This is a genomic window from Euzebya tangerina, from assembly GCF_003074135.1.
Lineage (GTDB): Bacteria > Actinomycetota > Nitriliruptoria > Euzebyales > Euzebyaceae > Euzebya > Euzebya tangerina.
Map to the genome: position 1 here is coordinate 1279111 of NZ_PPDK01000001.1, position 18563 is coordinate 1297673.

General features: G+C 68.7%; 21 protein-coding genes. 13 read left to right on the forward strand and 8 right to left on the reverse strand.

All coding sequences use genetic code 11. The features are described 5' to 3' along the window. Window positions 1-14 precede the first annotated feature (14 nt). On the reverse strand, window positions 15-1019 hold the full coding sequence (locus C1746_RS05875) for a patatin-like phospholipase family protein (protein ID WP_162867435.1): 1005 nt from the start codon (window positions 1017-1019) through the stop codon (window positions 15-17). Window positions 1020-1109: 90 nt separating this feature from the next. Here C1746_RS05875 and fabG point away from each other — a divergent pair, with 90 nt between their 5' ends. Further along, window positions 1110-1847 carry a 3-oxoacyl-ACP reductase FabG gene (gene fabG, locus C1746_RS05880; protein WP_116713723.1) on the forward strand — a complete coding sequence of 246 codons (738 nt, stop codon included), beginning with the start codon at window positions 1110-1112 and terminating at the stop codon, window positions 1845-1847. Between the two features lie 30 nt (window positions 1848-1877). On the opposite strand, the gene C1746_RS05885 is transcribed toward fabG, so the two are convergent. From C1746_RS05885 to C1746_RS05900, 4 genes are all read right to left on the reverse strand, one after another. After that, window positions 1878-2768, reverse strand: coding sequence for an AEC family transporter (locus tag C1746_RS05885; protein WP_116713724.1), 891 nt, complete (start codon window positions 2766-2768; stop codon window positions 1878-1880). Window positions 2769-2819: 51 nt separating this feature from the next. Then, the gene (locus C1746_RS05890; protein WP_116713725.1) at window positions 2820-3113 is read right to left on the reverse strand and encodes a MazG nucleotide pyrophosphohydrolase domain-containing protein; all 294 of its coding nucleotides are present in this window, start codon (window positions 3111-3113) and stop codon (window positions 2820-2822) included. A 121-nt stretch (window positions 3114-3234) separates the two neighbouring features. Continuing rightward, entirely contained in the window at window positions 3235-4116 is an 882-nt protein-coding gene (locus tag C1746_RS05895) for a bile acid:sodium symporter family protein (protein ID WP_116713726.1), read from the reverse strand. Between the two features lie 24 nt (window positions 4117-4140). Continuing rightward, complete coding sequence (locus C1746_RS05900; RefSeq protein WP_116713727.1) at window positions 4141-4818, reverse strand: TetR/AcrR family transcriptional regulator; 678 nt, start codon at window positions 4816-4818, stop codon at window positions 4141-4143. A gap of 163 nt (window positions 4819-4981) precedes the next feature. Here C1746_RS05900 and C1746_RS05905 point away from each other — a divergent pair, with 163 nt between their 5' ends. The 10 genes from C1746_RS05905 (at window position 4982) to C1746_RS05950 (ending at window position 14021) form a co-directional block, all read left to right on the forward strand. Next, window positions 4982-5305 (forward strand): aldehyde dehydrogenase family protein, encoded by a 324-nt coding sequence (locus tag C1746_RS05905; RefSeq protein ID WP_420810994.1) that lies wholly within the window; start codon window positions 4982-4984, stop codon window positions 5303-5305. A gap of 176 nt (window positions 5306-5481) precedes the next feature. Then, window positions 5482-5859, forward strand: coding sequence for a Fur family transcriptional regulator (locus C1746_RS05910; protein ID WP_276309954.1), 378 nt, complete (start codon window positions 5482-5484; stop codon window positions 5857-5859). Window positions 5860-5933: 74 nt separating this feature from the next. Continuing rightward, window positions 5934-8129 carry a catalase/peroxidase HPI gene (gene katG, locus C1746_RS05915; RefSeq protein ID WP_116713730.1) on the forward strand — a complete coding sequence of 732 codons (2196 nt, stop codon included), beginning with the start codon at window positions 5934-5936 and terminating at the stop codon, window positions 8127-8129. Between the two features lie 180 nt (window positions 8130-8309). Further along, entirely contained in the window at window positions 8310-8711 is a 402-nt protein-coding gene (locus C1746_RS05920; RefSeq protein WP_116713731.1) for a hypothetical protein, read from the forward strand. Between the two features lie 2 nt (window positions 8712-8713). After that, complete coding sequence (locus C1746_RS05925; RefSeq protein ID WP_116713732.1) at window positions 8714-8959, forward strand: helix-turn-helix transcriptional regulator; 246 nt, start codon at window positions 8714-8716, stop codon at window positions 8957-8959. Window positions 8960-9058: 99 nt separating this feature from the next. Next, window positions 9059-10786 carry an FAD-dependent monooxygenase gene (locus tag C1746_RS05930; protein WP_205711729.1) on the forward strand — a complete coding sequence of 576 codons (1728 nt, stop codon included), beginning with the start codon at window positions 9059-9061 and terminating at the stop codon, window positions 10784-10786. 58 nt (window positions 10787-10844) lie between these two features. Then, window positions 10845-11540 carry an MBL fold metallo-hydrolase gene (locus tag C1746_RS05935; protein WP_116713733.1) on the forward strand — a complete coding sequence of 232 codons (696 nt, stop codon included), beginning with the start codon at window positions 10845-10847 and terminating at the stop codon, window positions 11538-11540. 47 nt (window positions 11541-11587) lie between these two features. After that, a complete protein-coding gene (locus tag C1746_RS05940; protein WP_116713734.1) occupies window positions 11588-12532 on the forward strand; it encodes an alpha/beta hydrolase in 945 nt (314 codons plus the stop codon). Next, window positions 12529-13338, forward strand: a complete 810-nt coding sequence (locus C1746_RS05945; protein ID WP_116713735.1) for an SCO6745 family protein — start codon at window positions 12529-12531, stop codon at window positions 13336-13338. Before C1746_RS05940 ends, C1746_RS05945 begins: the two co-directional genes overlap by 4 nt. 35 nt (window positions 13339-13373) lie before the next feature. Then, on the forward strand, window positions 13374-14021 hold the full coding sequence (locus C1746_RS05950; RefSeq protein ID WP_116713736.1) for a TetR/AcrR family transcriptional regulator: 648 nt from the start codon (window positions 13374-13376) through the stop codon (window positions 14019-14021). A gap of 121 nt (window positions 14022-14142) precedes the next feature. On the opposite strand, the gene C1746_RS05955 is transcribed toward C1746_RS05950, so the two are convergent. From C1746_RS05955 to C1746_RS05965, 3 genes are all read right to left on the reverse strand, one after another. Next, a complete protein-coding gene (locus C1746_RS05955) occupies window positions 14143-14970 on the reverse strand; it encodes a DUF6544 family protein (protein ID WP_162867436.1) in 828 nt (275 codons plus the stop codon). Continuing rightward, window positions 14967-16427, reverse strand: coding sequence for an alpha/beta fold hydrolase (locus C1746_RS05960; protein WP_162867437.1), 1461 nt, complete (start codon window positions 16425-16427; stop codon window positions 14967-14969). The genes C1746_RS05955 and C1746_RS05960 overlap by 4 nt, the downstream gene beginning before the upstream one ends. Before the next feature lie 393 nt (window positions 16428-16820). Next, complete coding sequence (locus C1746_RS05965) at window positions 16821-17057, reverse strand: hypothetical protein (protein ID WP_116713739.1); 237 nt, start codon at window positions 17055-17057, stop codon at window positions 16821-16823. A 117-nt stretch (window positions 17058-17174) separates the two neighbouring features. Here C1746_RS05965 and C1746_RS22440 point away from each other — a divergent pair, with 117 nt between their 5' ends. Both C1746_RS22440 and C1746_RS05975 read left to right on the forward strand, forming a co-directional pair. Next, window positions 17175-17627, forward strand: coding sequence for a hypothetical protein (locus C1746_RS22440; RefSeq protein WP_205711730.1), 453 nt, complete (start codon window positions 17175-17177; stop codon window positions 17625-17627). Next, a complete protein-coding gene (locus tag C1746_RS05975; protein WP_116715589.1) occupies window positions 17620-18534 on the forward strand; it encodes a DNA-formamidopyrimidine glycosylase family protein in 915 nt (304 codons plus the stop codon). Before C1746_RS22440 ends, C1746_RS05975 begins: the two co-directional genes overlap by 8 nt. Window positions 18535-18563 lie beyond the last annotated feature (29 nt).

Sequence of the window (18563 nt, forward strand, 5' to 3'; positions counted from 1 at the left end):
CGCGGGGTACCGCCTCAGCGGCTGGGATGGCCACCACGACAGTCATGCGCGAATGACCGGTGGTCGTAGTGGGCCAGGAAGGCTCGTGTGGCGTCGGCTCCGACGTCGAACAGCTCGGCGACCTCCTCCTTCGTGATCAGCACGTCGAGGGTGCGGACGTGCGAGGTGTCCAGGTTGATGGTCCGCCGCTCGTCGCAGGGCCCGGTCGGCTTCATCTGGTTGCCGGTGTCCAGGACGGTGGCGACGACCGCCCGTAGTCGGGCCGTTGCCGAGTCCGGCCAGGTCCGCTCGTGCGGCCGGTCCAGCAGCCTGAGGGCGAAGGTCGGGTGGTCGGGCGATTCGCCGTCCCGGCGGTCCAGGACGTCCACGGAGAACCCGGCCCCGAGGCCGCCGTCGATCAGCAGTCCGCCGGTGGTTGTTCGGTCGCCGATCGGGACCGGGTCGAACACCAGCGGGACCGACATGGAGGCGCGCACCGCCTGAGCGACGGGTTGCTCATCCGGGTCGAGCCCGTAGCGCTGGTAGTCCCACGGCAGCCGGACGATCCGTCGGTTGACGATGTCGAGTGCCCGCACCACCAGCCGGTACCGCTGGTCCTGCGGGATCCACGGGTCGGGATCCTCCAGCCGCAGGTCGGCCCAGGTGTGGACGCCGCGGTCGGCCAACAGCCGGGTGATCCACTGGTCCGGATCGGTCGTGCGGTTCTGACCGACCCGCTCGAGGACCCCGCCGACGAGTGGTGTGTTGGCCAGTCGTCCGGCCAGGTCGGAGAGGGTCAGACCGGGCCAGTCAAGCTCGGTCAGGATGGTCTTCAGCTCGTCCGGGCTGGCACCGGCGGCGATCATCGAGCCCGCCATCGCCCCCGACGAGGCACCGGCGATCCGGTTCACCGTGTAGCCGTGCTCCCGGAGTTCGGCCAGCGCACCGACGTGGGCGATCCCGCGGACACCGCCACCGCCGAGCACCAGATCGCAACGCTGCGGTTCGGCGCTCGGCGGTGCCTGTGCGTCGGAACCCATCGGCATGAATATACGCACGCGCCACCTGCCCTCTATGGTCGACAACTGGCCGGGAGGACCGGGCCGAATCGCGTCGTCGAGGAGTTGGAGATGGGTCTGCTGGAGGGCAAGGTCGCACTGGTGACAGGCGGTGCGCAGGGCATCGGCCTGGCGGTGGCAACCCGCTACGTGGAGGAGGGTGCCCGGGTGATGCTGGCGGACCTCGACGGAGCTGCGGCGCAGGAGGCGGCCGCAACCCTGGGTGAGTCGGCCGCCGGGTGTGCTGCCGACGTGGTCGACGACGGTGACGTCATCCGGATGATCGACGCCACGATCGACGCGTTCGGGCGGTTGGACGTCCTGGTCAACAACGCCGGGATCACTCGTGACGCCTCGCTGGCCAAGATGACGCTTGCTGAGTTCCGACAGGTCATCGACGTCCACCTGCAGGGCACGTGGCTCGGGATGAAGGCGGCGCTGCCGGTGATGAAGGCCCAGGGCGAGGGCGGGGCGATCATCAACATGTCGTCGATCTCGGGCAAGATCGGGAACTTCGGGCAGTCCAACTACGCGGCCGCCAAGGCCGGGATCGTCGGCATGACGAAGTCGGTCGCACGCGAGGGTGCCAAGCACGCCATCCGGGTCAATGCCATCCAACCCGGTCTGATCGACTCGGCCATGACCCGCGCGATGCCGCAGGACATCTTCGCCGCGAAGGAGGCTGATGTCCCGATGAAGCGGGCGGGTCAGCCAGAGGAGGTGGCCGGCGTCGCCGTCTTCCTGGCGAGCGAGCTGTCCAGCTACTGCACCGGCATCACGATCGAGGTGGCTGGCGGACGCCACATGTGAGGCGACACCGTGTCACACAATGGGGGACCCTCACCGGACCAGCGCGATGATGCCCGGCAGCGTCAGCAGCGACGCAAGGGTGCCGACGAGGACGATGGCGCTGGTCAGATCAGGCATCGTGTCCTGCTCGATCGAGAGGACGACGGTGAACACCGCAGCCGGCATGGCTGCCATCAGCACGACGGCTCCGAGTGGTGCACCGCTGAGTCCGACCACGACCGCGGCGCCCGCAGCAACGGCAGGCTGCACCAGCAGCTTCGTGCCGACGGCCGTGAGGATGTCGGCGTCGAGGCGCGGTCGGGTCATGCCCTGCAGCTGGATGCCGAGCGTCAGCAGCATCACCGGGATCAGCGCTCCGGCGAGCAGCCCGATCGCGCGGTCCGCGATCGTCGGGAGGTCGAGGTCCAGCGCGTTGACCAGTGCGGCCGGAGGGATCGCCAGCGTCAGCGGTGAGGTCAGCGCCCGCCTGACCGAGGCGAGCCCGGAGTGTGCGCTGGCGACGCCGACGATGACGCCGACGGTGTTCACCACCACGAGTCCGATGGCCGCGAAGGCCGCAGCCTGCTCGCCGAAGGTGAACACCACGACGGCGAGGCCGTAGTTGCCGGCGTTGCCGTACACCGATGTCGTCAGGACAGCAGCCCGGCGGTCGGCACCGCTGCTGGTCGCAGCCACCCACGCGGTCAGCCCGGCTGCGATGAGGCCCAGCAGCAGCGCGCCGACCATCCGCACCAGGACGTCGCCACCCAGGTCTGCGGACGCCAACACGTCGAACATGAAGGCCGGGCCGATGATCCAGTAGGCCATGGTCGCGAGCGGAGCCGGCGGCACGTGCAGCCGTCTCCCGGCGACCGCACCGAGCCCGATGAGTGCGAAGACCGGTCCCAGGATGTCGACGACGATGCTCACCAGACCGGTCACTGACGAGCGACCCTAACGCCTCATGCCCCATCACCCCCGCTGTGCGTCACGTCACTCGCAGTCGCAGGGCGTGAACCCGCACCTCGGACAGCCGTCGGCGTAGCGTTGCACCGCGTCCTCGAGGTCGATGCCGGCCTGCTCGGCCAGCGAGGACACCCAGGCCAGCACGTCGGAGAACTCCTCCACGCGCATCTCGTGGCTGCCCCGGAAGATCGCACGCGAGAGCTCACCGATCTCCTCGGTCAGCCAGGCGAACGTCCGGGCGATGCCGCGCTCGGCGTCCCGGTCGCCGTAGATCGCAGCCATCTGGTGCTGGAAGTCCGAGATCGTCTCAAGTCGTGCCATGCCCCGCAGTATCGGGCGCCCGGCTGGCCTGGTTGAGCTTCTCCGGTCACATCTTGACGAACCGCGCCCAGCGCGGCGGCGAGAAACGTGTCCACGCTGCCTCTGGCTTGTTCCAGGCTCATCACGCCACCCGCACGCCTGCCTCAGAGCGGTCGCGGTTGGTCAGGAAGGCGAACGCGAAGCCGGTGACCAGCATCCAGACGCCGTACAGGCCCGGGATGATGGCGATCTCGGCTGAGTCGAGCACGGACAGCGCGATCGTGATGGCGAGCGTGGAGTTCTGCAGGCCGGTCTCGATGGCAATGGTGGAGGACTGCTTCTGGTCGAGTCCGGCGATTCGGGCCACCCCGAACCCGACGACGAGGGCGATGGCGTTGAGGGCGATGAAGGCCGGAGCGAATCGTGGACCCTCCTCCATCACCTGGTCGATGTTCTGGATGACCAGCGCGACGATCACCAGGAACAGGAAGGCGGCTGCAAAGATCTTGGACGGTTCCTTCAGCCGCTCGGCCAGGCTCGGCCTCCTGGCGCGGACCGCCATCCCGATCAGGACCGGCACGATGGTCAAGGCGGCTACCTGGACCATCACCTCGCCCACCGGGAAGGCGATCGGCTGCGAGCCGTCATCGAAGGTCCGGAACGCGAGGCCGAGGAGGAACGGCATCGTCAGCCAGACGATCGAGTTCGACAGCGCGGTCAGCGAGACCGACAGGGCCCGGTCACCCTCGGCGGCGTGGACGATCAGGTTGGAGGTCGTCCCGCCCGGCGCGGCGGCCAGCAACACGATGCTGACGGCGAACACGGCGTCGAGCGGGAACACGGCCGCGACGGCGAACCCGAGCGCCGGCAGCAGGAGCATCTGACAGACCAGACCGATAGCGATCTGCTTCGGGGCCGACATGACCCGACGGAAGTCGGCAACCGTGAGCGTCATGCCCATGGCGATCATGATCACCACGATGCAGAGGGGGAGGATCACCTCCGACAGCACACCGGATTCCATTGCGATTCCTTTCCGGGATGGGAGCTAGCGCGGACCTGTGCCCCGCCGCGAAGTGGGTGCCATCGACCGCTCGGGCAGTCCCAACATGCGGCACACGTAGCGCTGCAGGTGCGCGGTGAACTGCGCGAGGTCGTCGGCTGTTGGGGTCAGCGGTCCGGACCTCCCGACCGTGCCGAGCGACCCCCCGGAGAAGAAGCCGTACTCCATCCAGGTGACGCTCAGCAGGAAGTGGCGCATGTCGAGGTCATCCGCCACGGTCCCGGCTCGTTGCGCCCGCACCAACACGTCACGGACGGCGCGATACAGGCCCCGACCGAAGTCGACGTCGATCCGGGCGATGGCGGCGTCCGGCTCGGCCAACCACCGCTGCAACCACAGCCGCGGGGCCTCCTGGTAGCGGTTCAGCAGTGTGATGTGGTCGGCGACCAGATCGCACAGTGCCTCGCGGAGTGCCACGGGTTCGGCGACGGTCCGGTCCTCGATGCCGGCGCAGAACTGGATGATCAGCGCTTCCTCGTGCACGAAGGCGTCACGGAAGACGGCTTCGTACAGCGCCGCCTTGGAGCCGATGTGATAGTTCAGCGTCGCGACCGAGATCCCGGCCTCGTCAGCCAACATCCGCGTCGACACCCCGTCGTAGCCGTACCGCGCGAACAAGTTGCGCGCGATGCGGGTGATCTCGTCCTTGGTGTTTCGGCTCATCCATGTCCTCTATCGACTGATCGAGCGAATACGATCCGCACGACCGTGTCAAGCGGCTGTCGCTCAGTCGGCGGCACGACGTCCACCAGCCGCTCGGTGTCGTCGGGAACATGGCCCCTGAAACTTCCCCATCGACATCTCCATCGGGCCTCTGGTCGACATCCTGGCAGCGGGCAACCGGGCGATCGTGAAGCCCAGCGAGCACGCCCCAGCCTCCGCCGAACTGGTGGAGGAGATGATCGGCGAGTCGTTTCGTGAGACCGTCGTCGCGGTCGTCACCGGTGGCGTGGACCTCGCACAGCAGTTCGCATCGATGCCGTGGGACCACCTGCTCTTCACCGGCGGTGGGGCCATCGGACGACGGGTCCTGCAGGCGGCGCGCTGCCGTTCGGGGGTGTTGGTGCCAGCGGCATGGGCCATCACCACGGCCACGACGGGTTCAGGCACTTCTCCAAGGCACGGCCGGTCTTCACGCAGCCACGGCTGAACGGATCCGCGATCCTGTATCCGCCGTACGGTCGGACGGTCGACTTCCTCCTGGACCGGATCCTCCCGTCCCGCTAGATCGACGACGTCCCAACTCTTGACCGAGTCCAGAATTGGTGTAGCGTCGGAACCGTGTCGGAAGCTCCTGCAACGCGTCTCCGTGATCACGGGTTGCAGGTGACCGCGCAACGAATCGCGGTTCTCCACGCCGTTGACCAGTCGCCACACGTGACCGCGGACCGCGTCGCGGAGGCAGCCCGGAAGCGCATCGGCAGCATCTCCCGTCAGGCTGTGTACGACAGTTTGACGGTCCTGGTCGAGACCGGCCTGGTCCGTCGCATCGAACCGGCTGGCTCACCCGCTCGGTACGAGGCTCGAACCGGTGACAACCACCACCACCTCGTGTGCCGCTCGTGTGGCCGTGTCGTGGACGTGGATTGTGCCATCGGGCATACCGCGTGCCTCACCCCGGACGATGACGCCGGCTTCGAGGTCGATGAGGCCGAGGTCGTCTACTGGGGGGCCTGCCCGGAGTGTCAGACAGCCGCCAGCTGATCGTTCTCCACCGACCGCGGACACGACGCCGACATACATCCATCGAAACACCACCTACTCCGAAAGGGACACCCATGACCGCCAGCCAGCCCGAGTGGGGTTCGCTGACCTCCAGCGAGTTCCAGTCAAACGAGAAGTGGTGGCCGGACAGCCTCAACCTGAGGATCCTCCACCAGCGACACCCGGACTCCTCGCCGTTCGGCCCCGACTTCGACTACCGCGCCCAGCTCGACGCGACCGATATCGCCCAGCTGACCGCCGACGTCGATGCCCTGATGACCGACTCCCAGTCGTGGTGGCCCGCGGACTGGGGGCACTACGGCCCGTTCTTCATCAGGATGAGCTGGCACGCCGCCGGCACCTACCGGGTCAACGACGGCAGAGGAGGAGGCGGCACGGGCGCCCAGCGCTATGCCCCGCTCAACTCGTGGCCGGACAACGGCAACCTCGACAAGGCCCGCCGCCTGCTGCTGCCGATCAAGCAGAAGTACGGCAAGGCCATCAGCTGGGCCGATCTCTTCGTCTTCGCCGGCAATCGCGCGCTGGAGACGATGGGCTTCCGCACCGCCGGCTTCGCCTTCGGTCGTGCCGACATCTGGGCACCCGAAGACGACATCTACTGGGGGCCCGAGACCGAGTGGCTCGCGACCGAGGACGAGCGCTACAGCGGCACCTTCGAGGGTGGCGATCGCGTGCTCGACAACCCCCTCGCCGCCGTGCAGATGGGCCTCATCTACGTCAACCCGGAGGGACCGAACGGCATCCCGGACGCCCTCAAGTCGGCCCAGGACATCCGCGAGACGTTCGGCCGCATGGCCATGAACGACGAGGAGACCGTCGCACTGACCGTCGGTGGGCACACCTTCGGCAAGATGCACGGGGCGGTCGGCGAGAACTTCCACGGTCCCGAGCCGGAGGGAGAGGGACTGGCGGCCCAGGGATTGGGCTGGGCCAACTCCCACGAGACCGGGTTCGGGGAGTACACCCTGACCTCCGGACTCGAGGGGGCCTGGACACCCACGCCGACCCAGTGGGACAACTCCTACCTGGAGACCATCTTCAAGCACGAGTGGGAACTGGTGGAGAGTCCCGCCGGTGCCAAGCAGTGGGAGCCCGTCGAGGTCCAGGAGGGCTACTGGGTCCCTGACGCCCACGTCGAGGGCAAGATGAACAAGCCGGTGATGTCCACCGCCGACATGGCGATGATCACCGACCCGGCGTACCTGGAGATCTCCAAGCGCTTCTACGAGAACCCGGACCAGTTGGCCCAGGCCTTTGCCGACGCCTGGTTCAAGCTGCTGCACCGCGACATGGGCCCGGCCATCCGCTACGCCGGTCCGCAGGCCCCTGACGCCGAGTACCTGTGGCAGGACAACGTCCCGGCACACGAGGGTGAACTGATCGGCGAGGGCGAGATCGCCACGCTGAAGTCGCGCATCGCCGACTCGGGGCTGTCGGCTGCGGAGCTGGTGGGGACGGCCTGGGCCGCCGCCTCGACCTACCGCCGCACCGACTTCCGCGGTGGTGTCAACGGTGCGCGCATCCGGCTGTCACCGATGAGCGAGTGGGACGTCAACGTCTCGTCCGGAGTCCCCTCCGTCCGCTCGACGCTCGAGGACATCCAGTCGACCTTCAACAGCGAGGGCGGCCCACAGGTGTCCCTGGCCGATCTGATCGTGCTGGCCGGCAACGTCGGGATCGAGACTGCAGCAGCGGCAGCCGGCCATGAGGTGACGGTGCCCTTCACGCCCGGTCGGACCGACGCCTCGCAGGAGGACACCGACGTGGAGTCCTTCGCCTGGCTCGAGCCGAACGCCGACGGGTTCCGCAACTACGTGAAGAAGTCGGGCATGGTGCCGACCGAGCACCTGCTGGTCGACAAGGCGTTCATGCTCAACCTGAGCGCGCCGCAGATGACCGCACTGGTCGGTGGTCTGCGCGTGATCGGCGTCAACGCCGGGGACCAGTGCCACGGCGCCCTCACCGACCGCCCCGGTCAGCTGAGCAACGACTTCTTCGTCAACCTGCTGGACATGGGGACCGTCTGGGCCCCGGTCGGCGAGCACGAAGACGTGTTCGAGGGCAGTGACCGGGAGAGTGGCGAGTCCAAGTGGACCGGGACCCGGGTCGACCTGGTCTTCGGCTCGGACAGCCAGCTGCGCGCCATCTCCGAGGAGTTCGCCGCCGCCGGTGGCGAGGCCCTCATGCTGGAGCACTTCGTGAACGGCTGGACGACGGTCATGGAGAACGACCGCTTCGACCTGGAGTAGCGCCAGGGTCGTCTGACCATCAGGCGGGGCGTCCCACCAGGGGGCGCCCCGTTGGCGTTGGAGGGCCAGAGCCGAGGCTGCCACACTCCAGGATGTAAAGATATTTTGACATAGGGAGAGGGGTCGGACTACGTTCAGATGTAAAGACATCTTGACATCTCTGGAAGGGATCATAGCCTCGTGTCCCCCCACGAACGACGAACATGGACCTACGCGTGCATCGCACTTGCCGTTCCGGTCGGCTACGCGGTCTGGATGGTCCTCGCCAATCGCGGCGTCGCGGCAGGCACCATCGACTTCGCCCGACCGCTGCTGATCGCCGCTGCGCTGAGCATCGTGTTGAACGCCGTGCTCGGCGGCGTCACCGCAGCCGGGCTGGTCGACCAGCGAGACGATGAGATCGAGCGCCACGGCGAGTACATCGGCTTCTTCGTCTTGGCGTTCGGGATGCTTCCGGCCTTTGGTCTGACGCTGGCGGAGGTCGACCACTTCTGGGTCGCTCACGCGATGTACGCGGCCTACGTGCTGAACGCGCTCGTCTCATCGGCCACGAAGCTGCTCGCCTACCGTCGGGGGCTGTGAGGGTGGGCCGTGGGACGAACGTGCAGAACGTCATTCGCGATCTGCGCGCTGCGCATGGCCGCATGACGCAGCAGCAGCTCGCCGATCGGATCGGCGTGACCAGGCAGACGGTGATCGCCATCGAGAAGGGCCACTACTCCCCGTCGCTCGAGATGGCCTTCGAGATCGCTGCGGTGTTCGGTGTTCCGCTGGACGGCGTCTTCACCTACCGAGCTGGGAGGCAGAAGCGAGAGCGGGGTACGCGGTGAGCGCCGGCTAGACGCTGCAGGTCGCCGGCCAAGTTGGTGTTGCACGTGATCAAACCAAACTGTACAGTTTGATTACGCCGATCCCGAAGGGGCACTCCGATGACCGTTCCAGCACCCGCCGCACCCGCCATCCGACACACCGATGTCCTGATCGTCGGCGCCGGTCCGACCGGGTTGGCACTGGCTGCGACATTGGCGCAGTACGACGTCGACTTCCTACTGGTCGACCGGCACGGGGCCCCGCAGCAGCTCTCCAAAGCAGCCGCGCTCCACGCCCGGACCCTCGAGGTCCTCGACCGCCTTGGCGTAACCGCGCAGATCATGGCCGAGGGGGAGAAGGTCGACATCATCAACCTGCGGACCGATCACACCGACCGGATGCACGTCGACTTCCGCAAGCTCCGTGACACCCGGTTCAACCACATGGTCGACATCCCGCAGCACCGGACGGAGCAGCTGCTCATCGACGTGCTGGAAGCGCGTGGTGATGCCACCCGGGCAAAGATCCTCCGGGGCACCGACGTCGCCGACATCACGATCGACGGTGCCGGTGTCCGGGCCACGCTGCGACCCCAGGGACAACCGGGACCTGACGATCAGCCGGTCCAGACCGTGACCGCCGACTGGATCGTCGGCTGCGACGGGCACCGCTCCACGGTCCGGGAGGTCCTCGACATCGACTTCCTGGGCGAGGAGTACGACGACCCCTGGGTCCTGACGGATGCTGTCGTCGACTGGCCGCTGCCGCGCAACGAGATGAGCTTCTCATCCAGTCCCGAGGGGATCCTGGGGGTGTTCCCGCTGCCTGGTGACCGACGCTTCCGGATCGCCTACACCCAGACCCGCGACTCGGACGGCACGCCGGTGGAGCCCGATCTGGCCGACGTGCGAAACGCCATGCGGCGCTCGGGCATCGACGCCGACGTCGAGTCCGTCCGGGGCTTCTGGACCTTCGGCCTCTCGCACCGACAGGCCGTCCGCTTCTCGAAGGGACGCGGGTTCCTGGTGGGTGACGCCGCTCACGTCCACACCCCATGGGGTGGGCAGGGCATGAACCTCGGCATCTCCGACGCCTTCAACCTCGGCTGGAAGCTCGCGCTCGTCACCAGGGGGCTCGCGGAGCCGACGCTGCTGCAGACCTATCACGACGAACGACACCCCATCGCTGCCGACGTGGTTCGGACGACCGACATCGGCGCTCGAGCCATGCTCGTCCGAGACGAGTGGTACGCCCCACTCCGAACCTTCGCCATGAACCGACTGGATCGCGTCGACGTCTTCTACGACCATCTGATCCACCGGCTCTCCCAGTTGAAGCCTCACTACCGCCGAACCGGCCACGCCGAGGGACGCCTCGGGGCTGTCCACGCCGGTGACCGAGCGCCCGACCGCGCCTTCTACGACGGGGTCGCCGGGCGCGACGCCCGACTGCACGACCTGCTCGATCCGGCCGGCCACACCCTCCTCGTGTTCACCGACAGCCGCGGCACCGGACCGAGGGCCGTGGCCGAACGGGTCAGACGTCGCTTCGCCGATCTGGTGACGACCGTCGCAGTGACGTCGAACGAGGGCCAGGCAGAGAGCCTGGCGGGCAACCTCCCCGTTGCGCTCGACCGCGCGCACGACCTCGGCGGCCTGTGGACCAACCATCCCACCGGACTGCTGCTCGTCCGTCCCGATCAGTTCGTGTCCTGGGCTGGCCCGGCGACCGACTTGTCGCGGATGCTCGACCACCTCGGTCGCTACCTCCGTCCCAGCCAGGACAGGCCGGGTCTCGCCGAACAGTCCGCCCCCGAATCCGCACGTGCGGCCCTGACCGCCGTGTGACCTGCCCCTCGTCCGCACCTGGTCCACCCAGCCCAATCGCAGAAGTGAAGGAGTCGCCATGAGTTCCCCCATCGACATCGCCCCCGACGTGCTCGGCATCCCCATCGTCCCCGGTCACGGCATCAACGCCTACCTCATCGGCGACGTGCTGATCGATGCCGGCACCCGCTTCTCCCGCACCGGGCTGCTGAAGGCGCTTCGCGGCAGACCGCTGCGTGGCCACGCCCTCACCCACGCCCACCCCGACCACCAGGGCTCCTCGGCCGCGATCTGCACCGAACTCGATGTGCCGCTGTGGGTCGGAACAGGTGACGCCGATGCGGCCGAGTCAGGTGATCTGTCCGAGACCTTCCCCCGGCCGTCCCATCCCGTGGCCTGGTTCCAGCGGCGCTTTCTCGCTGGTCCCGGCCATCCGGTCGGTCGACGCCTCCAGGAGGGCGATCGCATCGGCGAGTTCCGCGTCCTCGACCTACCCGGTCACACCCGCGGGCACATCGGCTTCTATCGCGACGAAGACCGCGTGCTGATCGCCGGAGACCTGATCAGCCACAAGGACATGGGCACCTTCCGAACCAAGCTGGTCGAACACCCCGACCTGTTCACCGTCGATCGGGCCGCCAGCCGACGGTCCGCGCAGCGCCTGATCGAGTTGGAGCCCGAGACGGTCTGCCTCGGGCACGGGCCACCCGTCCGCGACCCCCGGGCGCTGCAGGCATTCCTCCGTCGCATCGTCGATGCACCAGCGGCGGCCTGACCGCTGATCGTCCCGACGCCGTCCACCCCACCAAGGAGTCATCTGCCATGTTCACCACCACACCCATCGAGTTCCAGACCGTCGACCAGACGACGCTGCGCGGCCAACTGCGGCTGCCAGCGGGCGACGGCCCCCATCCGGGCATCGTCATGTCCCACGGCTTCGCCGCCGTCATCGGTCAGTACCTGCCGCGCTTCGCCGACGCCTTCGCTGGTGCGGGCTTCGCGGTGCTGCTGTACGACCACCGCAACTTCGGTGCCTCCGACGGCACGCCCCGCCAGGACATCGATCCGTTCCAGCAGGTCGAGGACACCCTGGACGCCGTGACAGCGCTCCGGTCGCAGCCCACGGTCGACCCCGACCGGATTGGTCTGTGGGGGACCAGCTACTCCGGTGGTCACGCGATGGTCGTCGGCGCCCGGGACCCTCGGGTGGCCTGCGTCGTCGCCCAGGTACCGACCATCTCGGGGGAGATCGCCCTCAGCCGGCGGATCCCGCCGGTGGCCACGCGCCAGACCCTCAAGGGCATCTACGCCGATCGGGAGGCGATCGTCGCCGGGAAGGAGCCGGCGACACGGCCCCTGGTGGACGACGGGTCGGACGTCCCGCCGGTGTTCGCGGGGCCCACCGCCGCGGAGTTCATGAACCGGCCCGGCTCGCAGCCCGAGGGGTTCGTCAACGCCGTGACCGTCCAATCGCTGGGTCGCAGCCGGACCTACAACCCCGGCGAACACGCCCACCGGATCTCGCCTCGGCCGCTGAAGTTCATCGTCGCCGATCACGACCCGGTGGCGATGACCGACCTGCAGCTCGAGCTGTACGAACGCCTACCCCAGCCGAAGTCGCTGACCCTGATTCGTGGCGAGCACTGGGCCCCGTACGACGAGGAGGCCGCCCAGTCCATCGACGCCGCCATCGAGTTCTTCACCGAGCACCTCATCGGGACGCCGGCGTCGACGTCGGAGGCGACCGCAGTGGTGGCCCCGTCGTGAGCGGCCTGGCAACGGCCCCGGCCGGCTCATCACCCGATGTCGCGACCCTGGATCGCGTGCGGGCGACCGAAGACGCCGTCCACACGGTCGGCGGGGCGTGGTTCTTCGCCCCGCAGGTCCGGGCCGTCGGCGAGGAGGCTGGCATCACGGACCGATTCGCCTTCTACGCGGGGGGTCGCGGTGGTGCCACCGGTGACCCGACCGGCGAGGTCGTCGCCTCGTGCTTCGCGTTCTTCCCGGCTCGGATCGTCGTCGAGAAGTACCGGACGGCCATCCAGGGCCACAACCCGCATGACGTGGCCACGCTCTACGCCACGGGGCAGGCGGCCTGGGCGCGCGACGTCTTCGGTGAAGATCAGGACTGGGGACGGCTGGCCGAGCTTGGTCGTCGCGTCGCCGACTCGGTCCGTCCCATGGGCCTGCCGCTGTTCGCGGCGTGGCGATCGATGCCCAGGCCGGAGGATCCCGCGGCGGACATGGCCCTGGCGATGCAGGTCCTCCGTGAGCTGCGGGGGGACCTGCACATCCAGGCCGTCGTGACCACCGGAATGACACCGCTCGAGGCGATCATCGGCAAGGACGGGCCGGAACGTGCCGCCGAGCTCTTCTACGCCGAGCCCTACCCCACGCCGGCTGAGGTCGCAGTCCGCCGCGAAGCCGTGGAGCGGTTGACCGACCGATTGACGGCGCCCGCGTGGCAGGCACTGCGGCCCGATGAGTGGGACGAGGTCGATCACCTGCTCGCCAGTGCGGTGCCGCTGGCCGTGGCCTCGACGGCGCGCGCGGAAGCGGATGCCGCATCCTAGAAGCCAGGGCCAGACCTCAGATAGCGTCGGGGACGATGACCAAGCTCAGCCCTCGCGCCCAGGAGAAGCGTGCCCAGATCCTGCGCGGCGCGCGCCAGGCCTTCATGGATGGGGGCTTCGCAGCCACCAGCACCGATGCCGTGGTCAAGCAGGCGGGCGTGTCCAAGCAGACGCTCTACGTGTACTTCCGGACCAAGGACGAGTTGCTGGTCGCCGTGCTGGAGGAACTCCTGGAGGCCCTACCCGAGCGGGGCCTGCCGGAGATCACCGACGGGACGACGCCCGATGCCGCCTGGGTCAGGCGTGCCGCGCTCGAACTGGCACGAGCTTTCGTCCGGCTGACCATGCAGCCGGACTACATCGCGTTGATGCGCATCCTCGTCGCCGAGAGCGGGACACGTCCCGAGTTGGCTGACCAGTTCCGAGCCCGCATGCCAGCTGGTGTGATCGCCGCGATCAACCGCATCCTCGAGGTCGCGGTGGACGCCGACGTCGTCCACGAGCGGGTCTTGGAGCAGCGGGGAGTGGCGGCGAGAGGCCTGCTCGGCCCGCTCGTGACCTACCCCGTCATCGACGGGCTGCTCAGCCCCGGAGAGGATGCCCGGCCGCCGGATGACGAGGTCCTCGAGTTGATCGTCGATCGTTGGTTGGCCGGGCTGGAAGTCCGCGATCAGACCGTCTGACCACCGCCTCCTACCAAGGCGGCGAGGACCCGCACCCCGACCCGGTCCGCCCCCGCACCGAGTGGAGATCCCGTCGACACCTCGCTGGCCCGCTCATCGGCCTAGGCGATCCGGCGTGCGGCTACGAACCACCGTCTCCAGCGAGAGGCTCGTGGCCGCCGAAGTGGATCGCGGTGACCCGATAGCGGAAGAAGACCCCCTCCACGGCACTTGGCGTCGCCGTCCCCCAGCCGACCTCCCCGGCGCCGGAGATGTGCACGCCGTCCCACCGAGAGGTTGCCGTGCTCCGACCGCTGAACGGCATCGCCGTGGGCGGGTCGGCGGCCGGGTTCCAGCGCTCCAGCGAGATGACGGCGATGTGGCCGGAGCCGTCGACGGTCACATCGACCTCCTCCGACCCGCACGGTCCGCGCAGGACCACCCGGGCACGGTCATCGTCGATCGGGTGCCACCTCGCGCCCATCTGCGGGGTGAGCGCCTGGGGCAGCCAGGCCACCGTCTCCGCGGCCAGTCGCCCGGCGGCGCTGCGGACGACCGCGGGTCCGGACTCGTGCACGAGTTGGACGCGCCCGGCCAGCTTGAATGCCATCTCCGCCCCGTCGGGACCCAGCACATCGGCGCCCTGGATCCACAGTGGCCGGCGACTGACGCGTGGTGCCCAGACCAGCCCAAGGCCGGCGCGGAGGATCTGCGTGGCTTCGAAGGGCAACCACACGCCGAGTTTGATGTGCCCACGCATGCGCAGCGTCACGATGTCCTGGAGTGGCGTACCTGGCGGGAGCGCACGCTCCAGCAGCCGTGCCGCAGGGGGCGGCAGTCCCCTGATGGTGGACGGATCGAAGTGGGCGACCCTGACGTGTGCGGGGACCTGGAGGGCCTCCCATGTCCGGCGCGACGCCTCGTCCAGCCACTCCGGGACCTCGCCCGGATCCAAAGGGCCTGACGTCACGTCGCCTCCGGCAGGACGGTGTCAACGATGTACTCCACGAAGGCGTCCGGCTGCTCGAACAGCGGCCGATGTCCGGCGGTGGGAAGTGTGACCCGGCCGACCTGGGGCGCCTCGATCATCCCGTACCACTCCTCGAAGAGCTCCGCTCGGCCACCCGCCTCGTGTGCGCCCTGGACGAAGAACAGGGGAATCTCGAAGCTGGTGGCCGTCTCACGGAAGTCGATCTCCTGCAGCTGGGGGTACAGGACGCTGAAGGTGTCCATGAACGCTGCCAGCACATGGACCTCATCCAGCAGGGTGTGCTCCTCGGCGATGAGGTTCTCCGAGAAGCCGCCAGCGCCTTCGGCATTGGGGCTGCGGTCGTAGGGATAGACGTCGTGTTCGTGCGTCAGAGCGGTCTCGTAGTCCAACATGCGGTCGTAGGGCGGGGGGCCGATCGCCTCCAGTTCGCCGACGAGCGCCACGTCGTCCCTCGCTTGAGCCCACGCCAACGTGTCACGCCAGAAGAGCCGATCGGTCTCGCGCTGACTGACCATCTGACCTGTCCCCACGAACGCGCTGTACAGATCCGGGCGCTCCTGGACCGCCAGCACCCCAAGGGTGCTCCCCCAGGACTGGCCCAGCAGGAGGATCGATTCCTGAGCGAAGCGCTCGCGCAGGTGCTCGCTGAGGGCGATCGCGTCGGCGACGTACCCGTCCAAGGTCAGCGTGTCGGTCGGATCGAGGTTGCGGTAGGAGGTTCCGGCACCTCGCTGGTCCCACGTGACCACGGTGACGTGGCGCTCCAAGGCCTCCAGGTGGTTGCGCATCGCACCCCGCTCCGCTCCGCCCGGCCCGCCCGCGAGGAACAGCAGCACCGGATTGCCGACGTCGTGGCTGCGGATCATCACGGGATGGCTGATCCCATCGATCTCGACGGTGCTGAGCTCGGCGATGCTGTCCGGGACGGGGTCACCGTCGGAGTCGACGATGGCAGCGGTCGATGCCGGGAGGGCCACGGCCGCAGCGAGGAGGACGACGGCGAGGGTGCCGATGCCGGTCGACACCCGCCCGGCCCTCCCGAGCGACGGCCGTGTGGTGCCGCTGGCGACGCCGTGACCCAGCAGTCCCAGGCCCACCCCGACGGTCAGCGGCAGCACGGTGAGCAGTCCGGCCGTCAGCCGCCCGGTGACCACGGCGATGATCCCGTAGGTGCTGAGCCGTGGGGCGTCCACGGTCGGTCCGACCGCGTCCAGCCTTACCACTTCGACCACGGCGATGAACATGAGCGGTACGAGGAGCAGCATGATGCGCACGCCGCTGAGACGGCCCACGGCGATCCCGACGAGCAAGCTGATGCCGATCGACCACAGCGCCTCAGCCGTTGTGAGCGGCCCCCGAGGCGTCCAGAGCCCGAGCACCAGCGCCCAGGTCCACGTCATCGCGATCCCGACCACCACTGCCGTACGACTGTTCATCCACGAGTCCTCGTGTCGGCGTTCTGTGAGTCCTCCAAGGGTGGGACACGCCGTGCCCGAGCAGTAGAGCCGAAGGTCCCGTTTCCCCGGACCCCTGTCCTCGGCCGCCACCGGGACCCTTGGCGTCTGCTGTGCACCGCCCATCCGGAGACGATGAACCCACCGTGACAACCACCGACCCCTACAGCGTCGGCTCCCGGTCCTCGGTCCCGACGTCCCAACCGGTCGTCACGGGCTGTCGAGGACGTTGAGTCCTTGCGGTCCCGTGCGGTTTGGCCCATGCGCCTGACCTTCGTTGGGACCGCGCCCGGGTCGCAGCTGTCGGCACTGCCCGAGGTGCGGGAGATCGGTCGCGATCATCACCGGTCATGCCCTCGCCGTACATCGCCAGGCTCACTCACCGCCCCCGCTCGGATCATCGTTCTGTCGCCGCAGTCGTTCACGGCGCGCCACAGTCGCGTCGTCGGGTTCCGGCGCCTCCTGGTCCGGCCCCGGCGTCACGTGGCCGGCTCCCACCGGGTTCATGCCGCTCTGCCCGGGTCCGCCGGGGCGTCCGGACTTGGACTCGTGGCCCTCCGGAGGGATGTCGGGGTTGTTCGGATTGTCTGCGGGTTCGTCCTGCTGAGCCATCGGTGGTGCCTCCGCACGTGGATGATCGGTGCGCTGGGTATACCCGCGTTCGGCGTCGGCTCACGCCTTCCAGATGGCCACGATTGCGGCACGGCGATCCCGGCAAGGTCACCAGATGTGAAGGACTCGGAGCGCTACTTCGTCTCACACGGCCGCCGCTGGCGCCGGACGGATCCAGCGATCCCAGAGGCACTCCGCGAGGAGCTGGTCCGGGCGCTGATGGCCGCGCGCCGGGCGGTCAAAGCCGCCAAGCGGGCCGATGATCCCAACGCGCTGCGCCTGGCGCGACATGCGGTGCACGACGCGAAGGTCGCGCTGGGGGAGCGCGGCCGTGCTTGGTGGGAGCCCCTGGACGCGGAGGCGGCACGGCTGCGCGGGGCGGCGGCACTCCGTGCCCTGGCGCGGCACCGCCGGTCCCTTGCCGAGGGGCCGGTGGAGGAGGACGTGCGGTCGGAGGAGTTGGCGATGATCGTGGCGCAGGGCGAGGATCCAGACGCCGTCGCCTCGATCGTGTCGCGGGTGCTCGACGAGGCCGGTCCGGGAGCGCAGGATGGCCGAGGACATGCCTGAGGGAGACACCATCAGGCGGCTGGCGGATCGACTCCACCGTCACGTCTCTGGCCGCACGATCGCGCGTTCGGTGTTCCGCCACAACCGCTACGCGACCCGCGATCTCGCGGGCTTGCGGATTGACGTCGTGGACGCGGCCGGCAAGCACCTGCTCATGCGGTTGTCCGCGGAGGGCCGGCGCCCCATCACCATCCACTCGCACCTGCGGATGTCGGGCCGCTGGTCCATCGGCCTGCCACCCCGCACACCGCCCTGGCGACGTCGGATCGAGTTGTGGTTGCCAGACGCCAAGCCGTTGGTGGGCATCGACCTCCCCGTGCTGGACGTCGGCCCCACGGCCGACGAGCACCGCTGGGTCGGACACCTCGGGCCCGACCTCTGCGCCACCTCGTTCGACGGTGACCTGGCCGTGGCGAACCTGCGGGCCGCCGGTTCGGTGCCACTCGGCGGTGCCCTCTTGGATCAGCGCAACCTGGCTGGCATCGGGAACCTGTACGCCGTCGAACTGCCCTTCATGGCTGGCGTCAGCCCGTGGTTCCCGAGCGGACGGGTCGACGGCCTTGAGCACCTCGTCGCGGTTGCTCGAGCGCTCCTTCCGGTGAATGCCGAGTTGGGACCGCAGACGACCACCGGGAACGCGAGGCGCGGCCGGACCCACTGGATCTACGGTCGACGGGGCCGCCCGTGCCCTCGCTGCTCAACGGCGCTACAGGTTGCCCGCGAATCGGACGTGCCCTGGGGGCGCGTCACGACCTGGTGTCCCCGATGTCAACCCGGACCGGACGCGGTGGACCACGCTCACGTCGACCCCGAACGGCTGCGGCGACTGGTAGCCGGTCATCGTCTGGTGGCCAGGGCGCTAGGCCGATCTGGACAGCACGGTCCACGGCACTCCCGATCGGGCTAGGACCGACCGGCAGCACCGCTCTCCGCCGC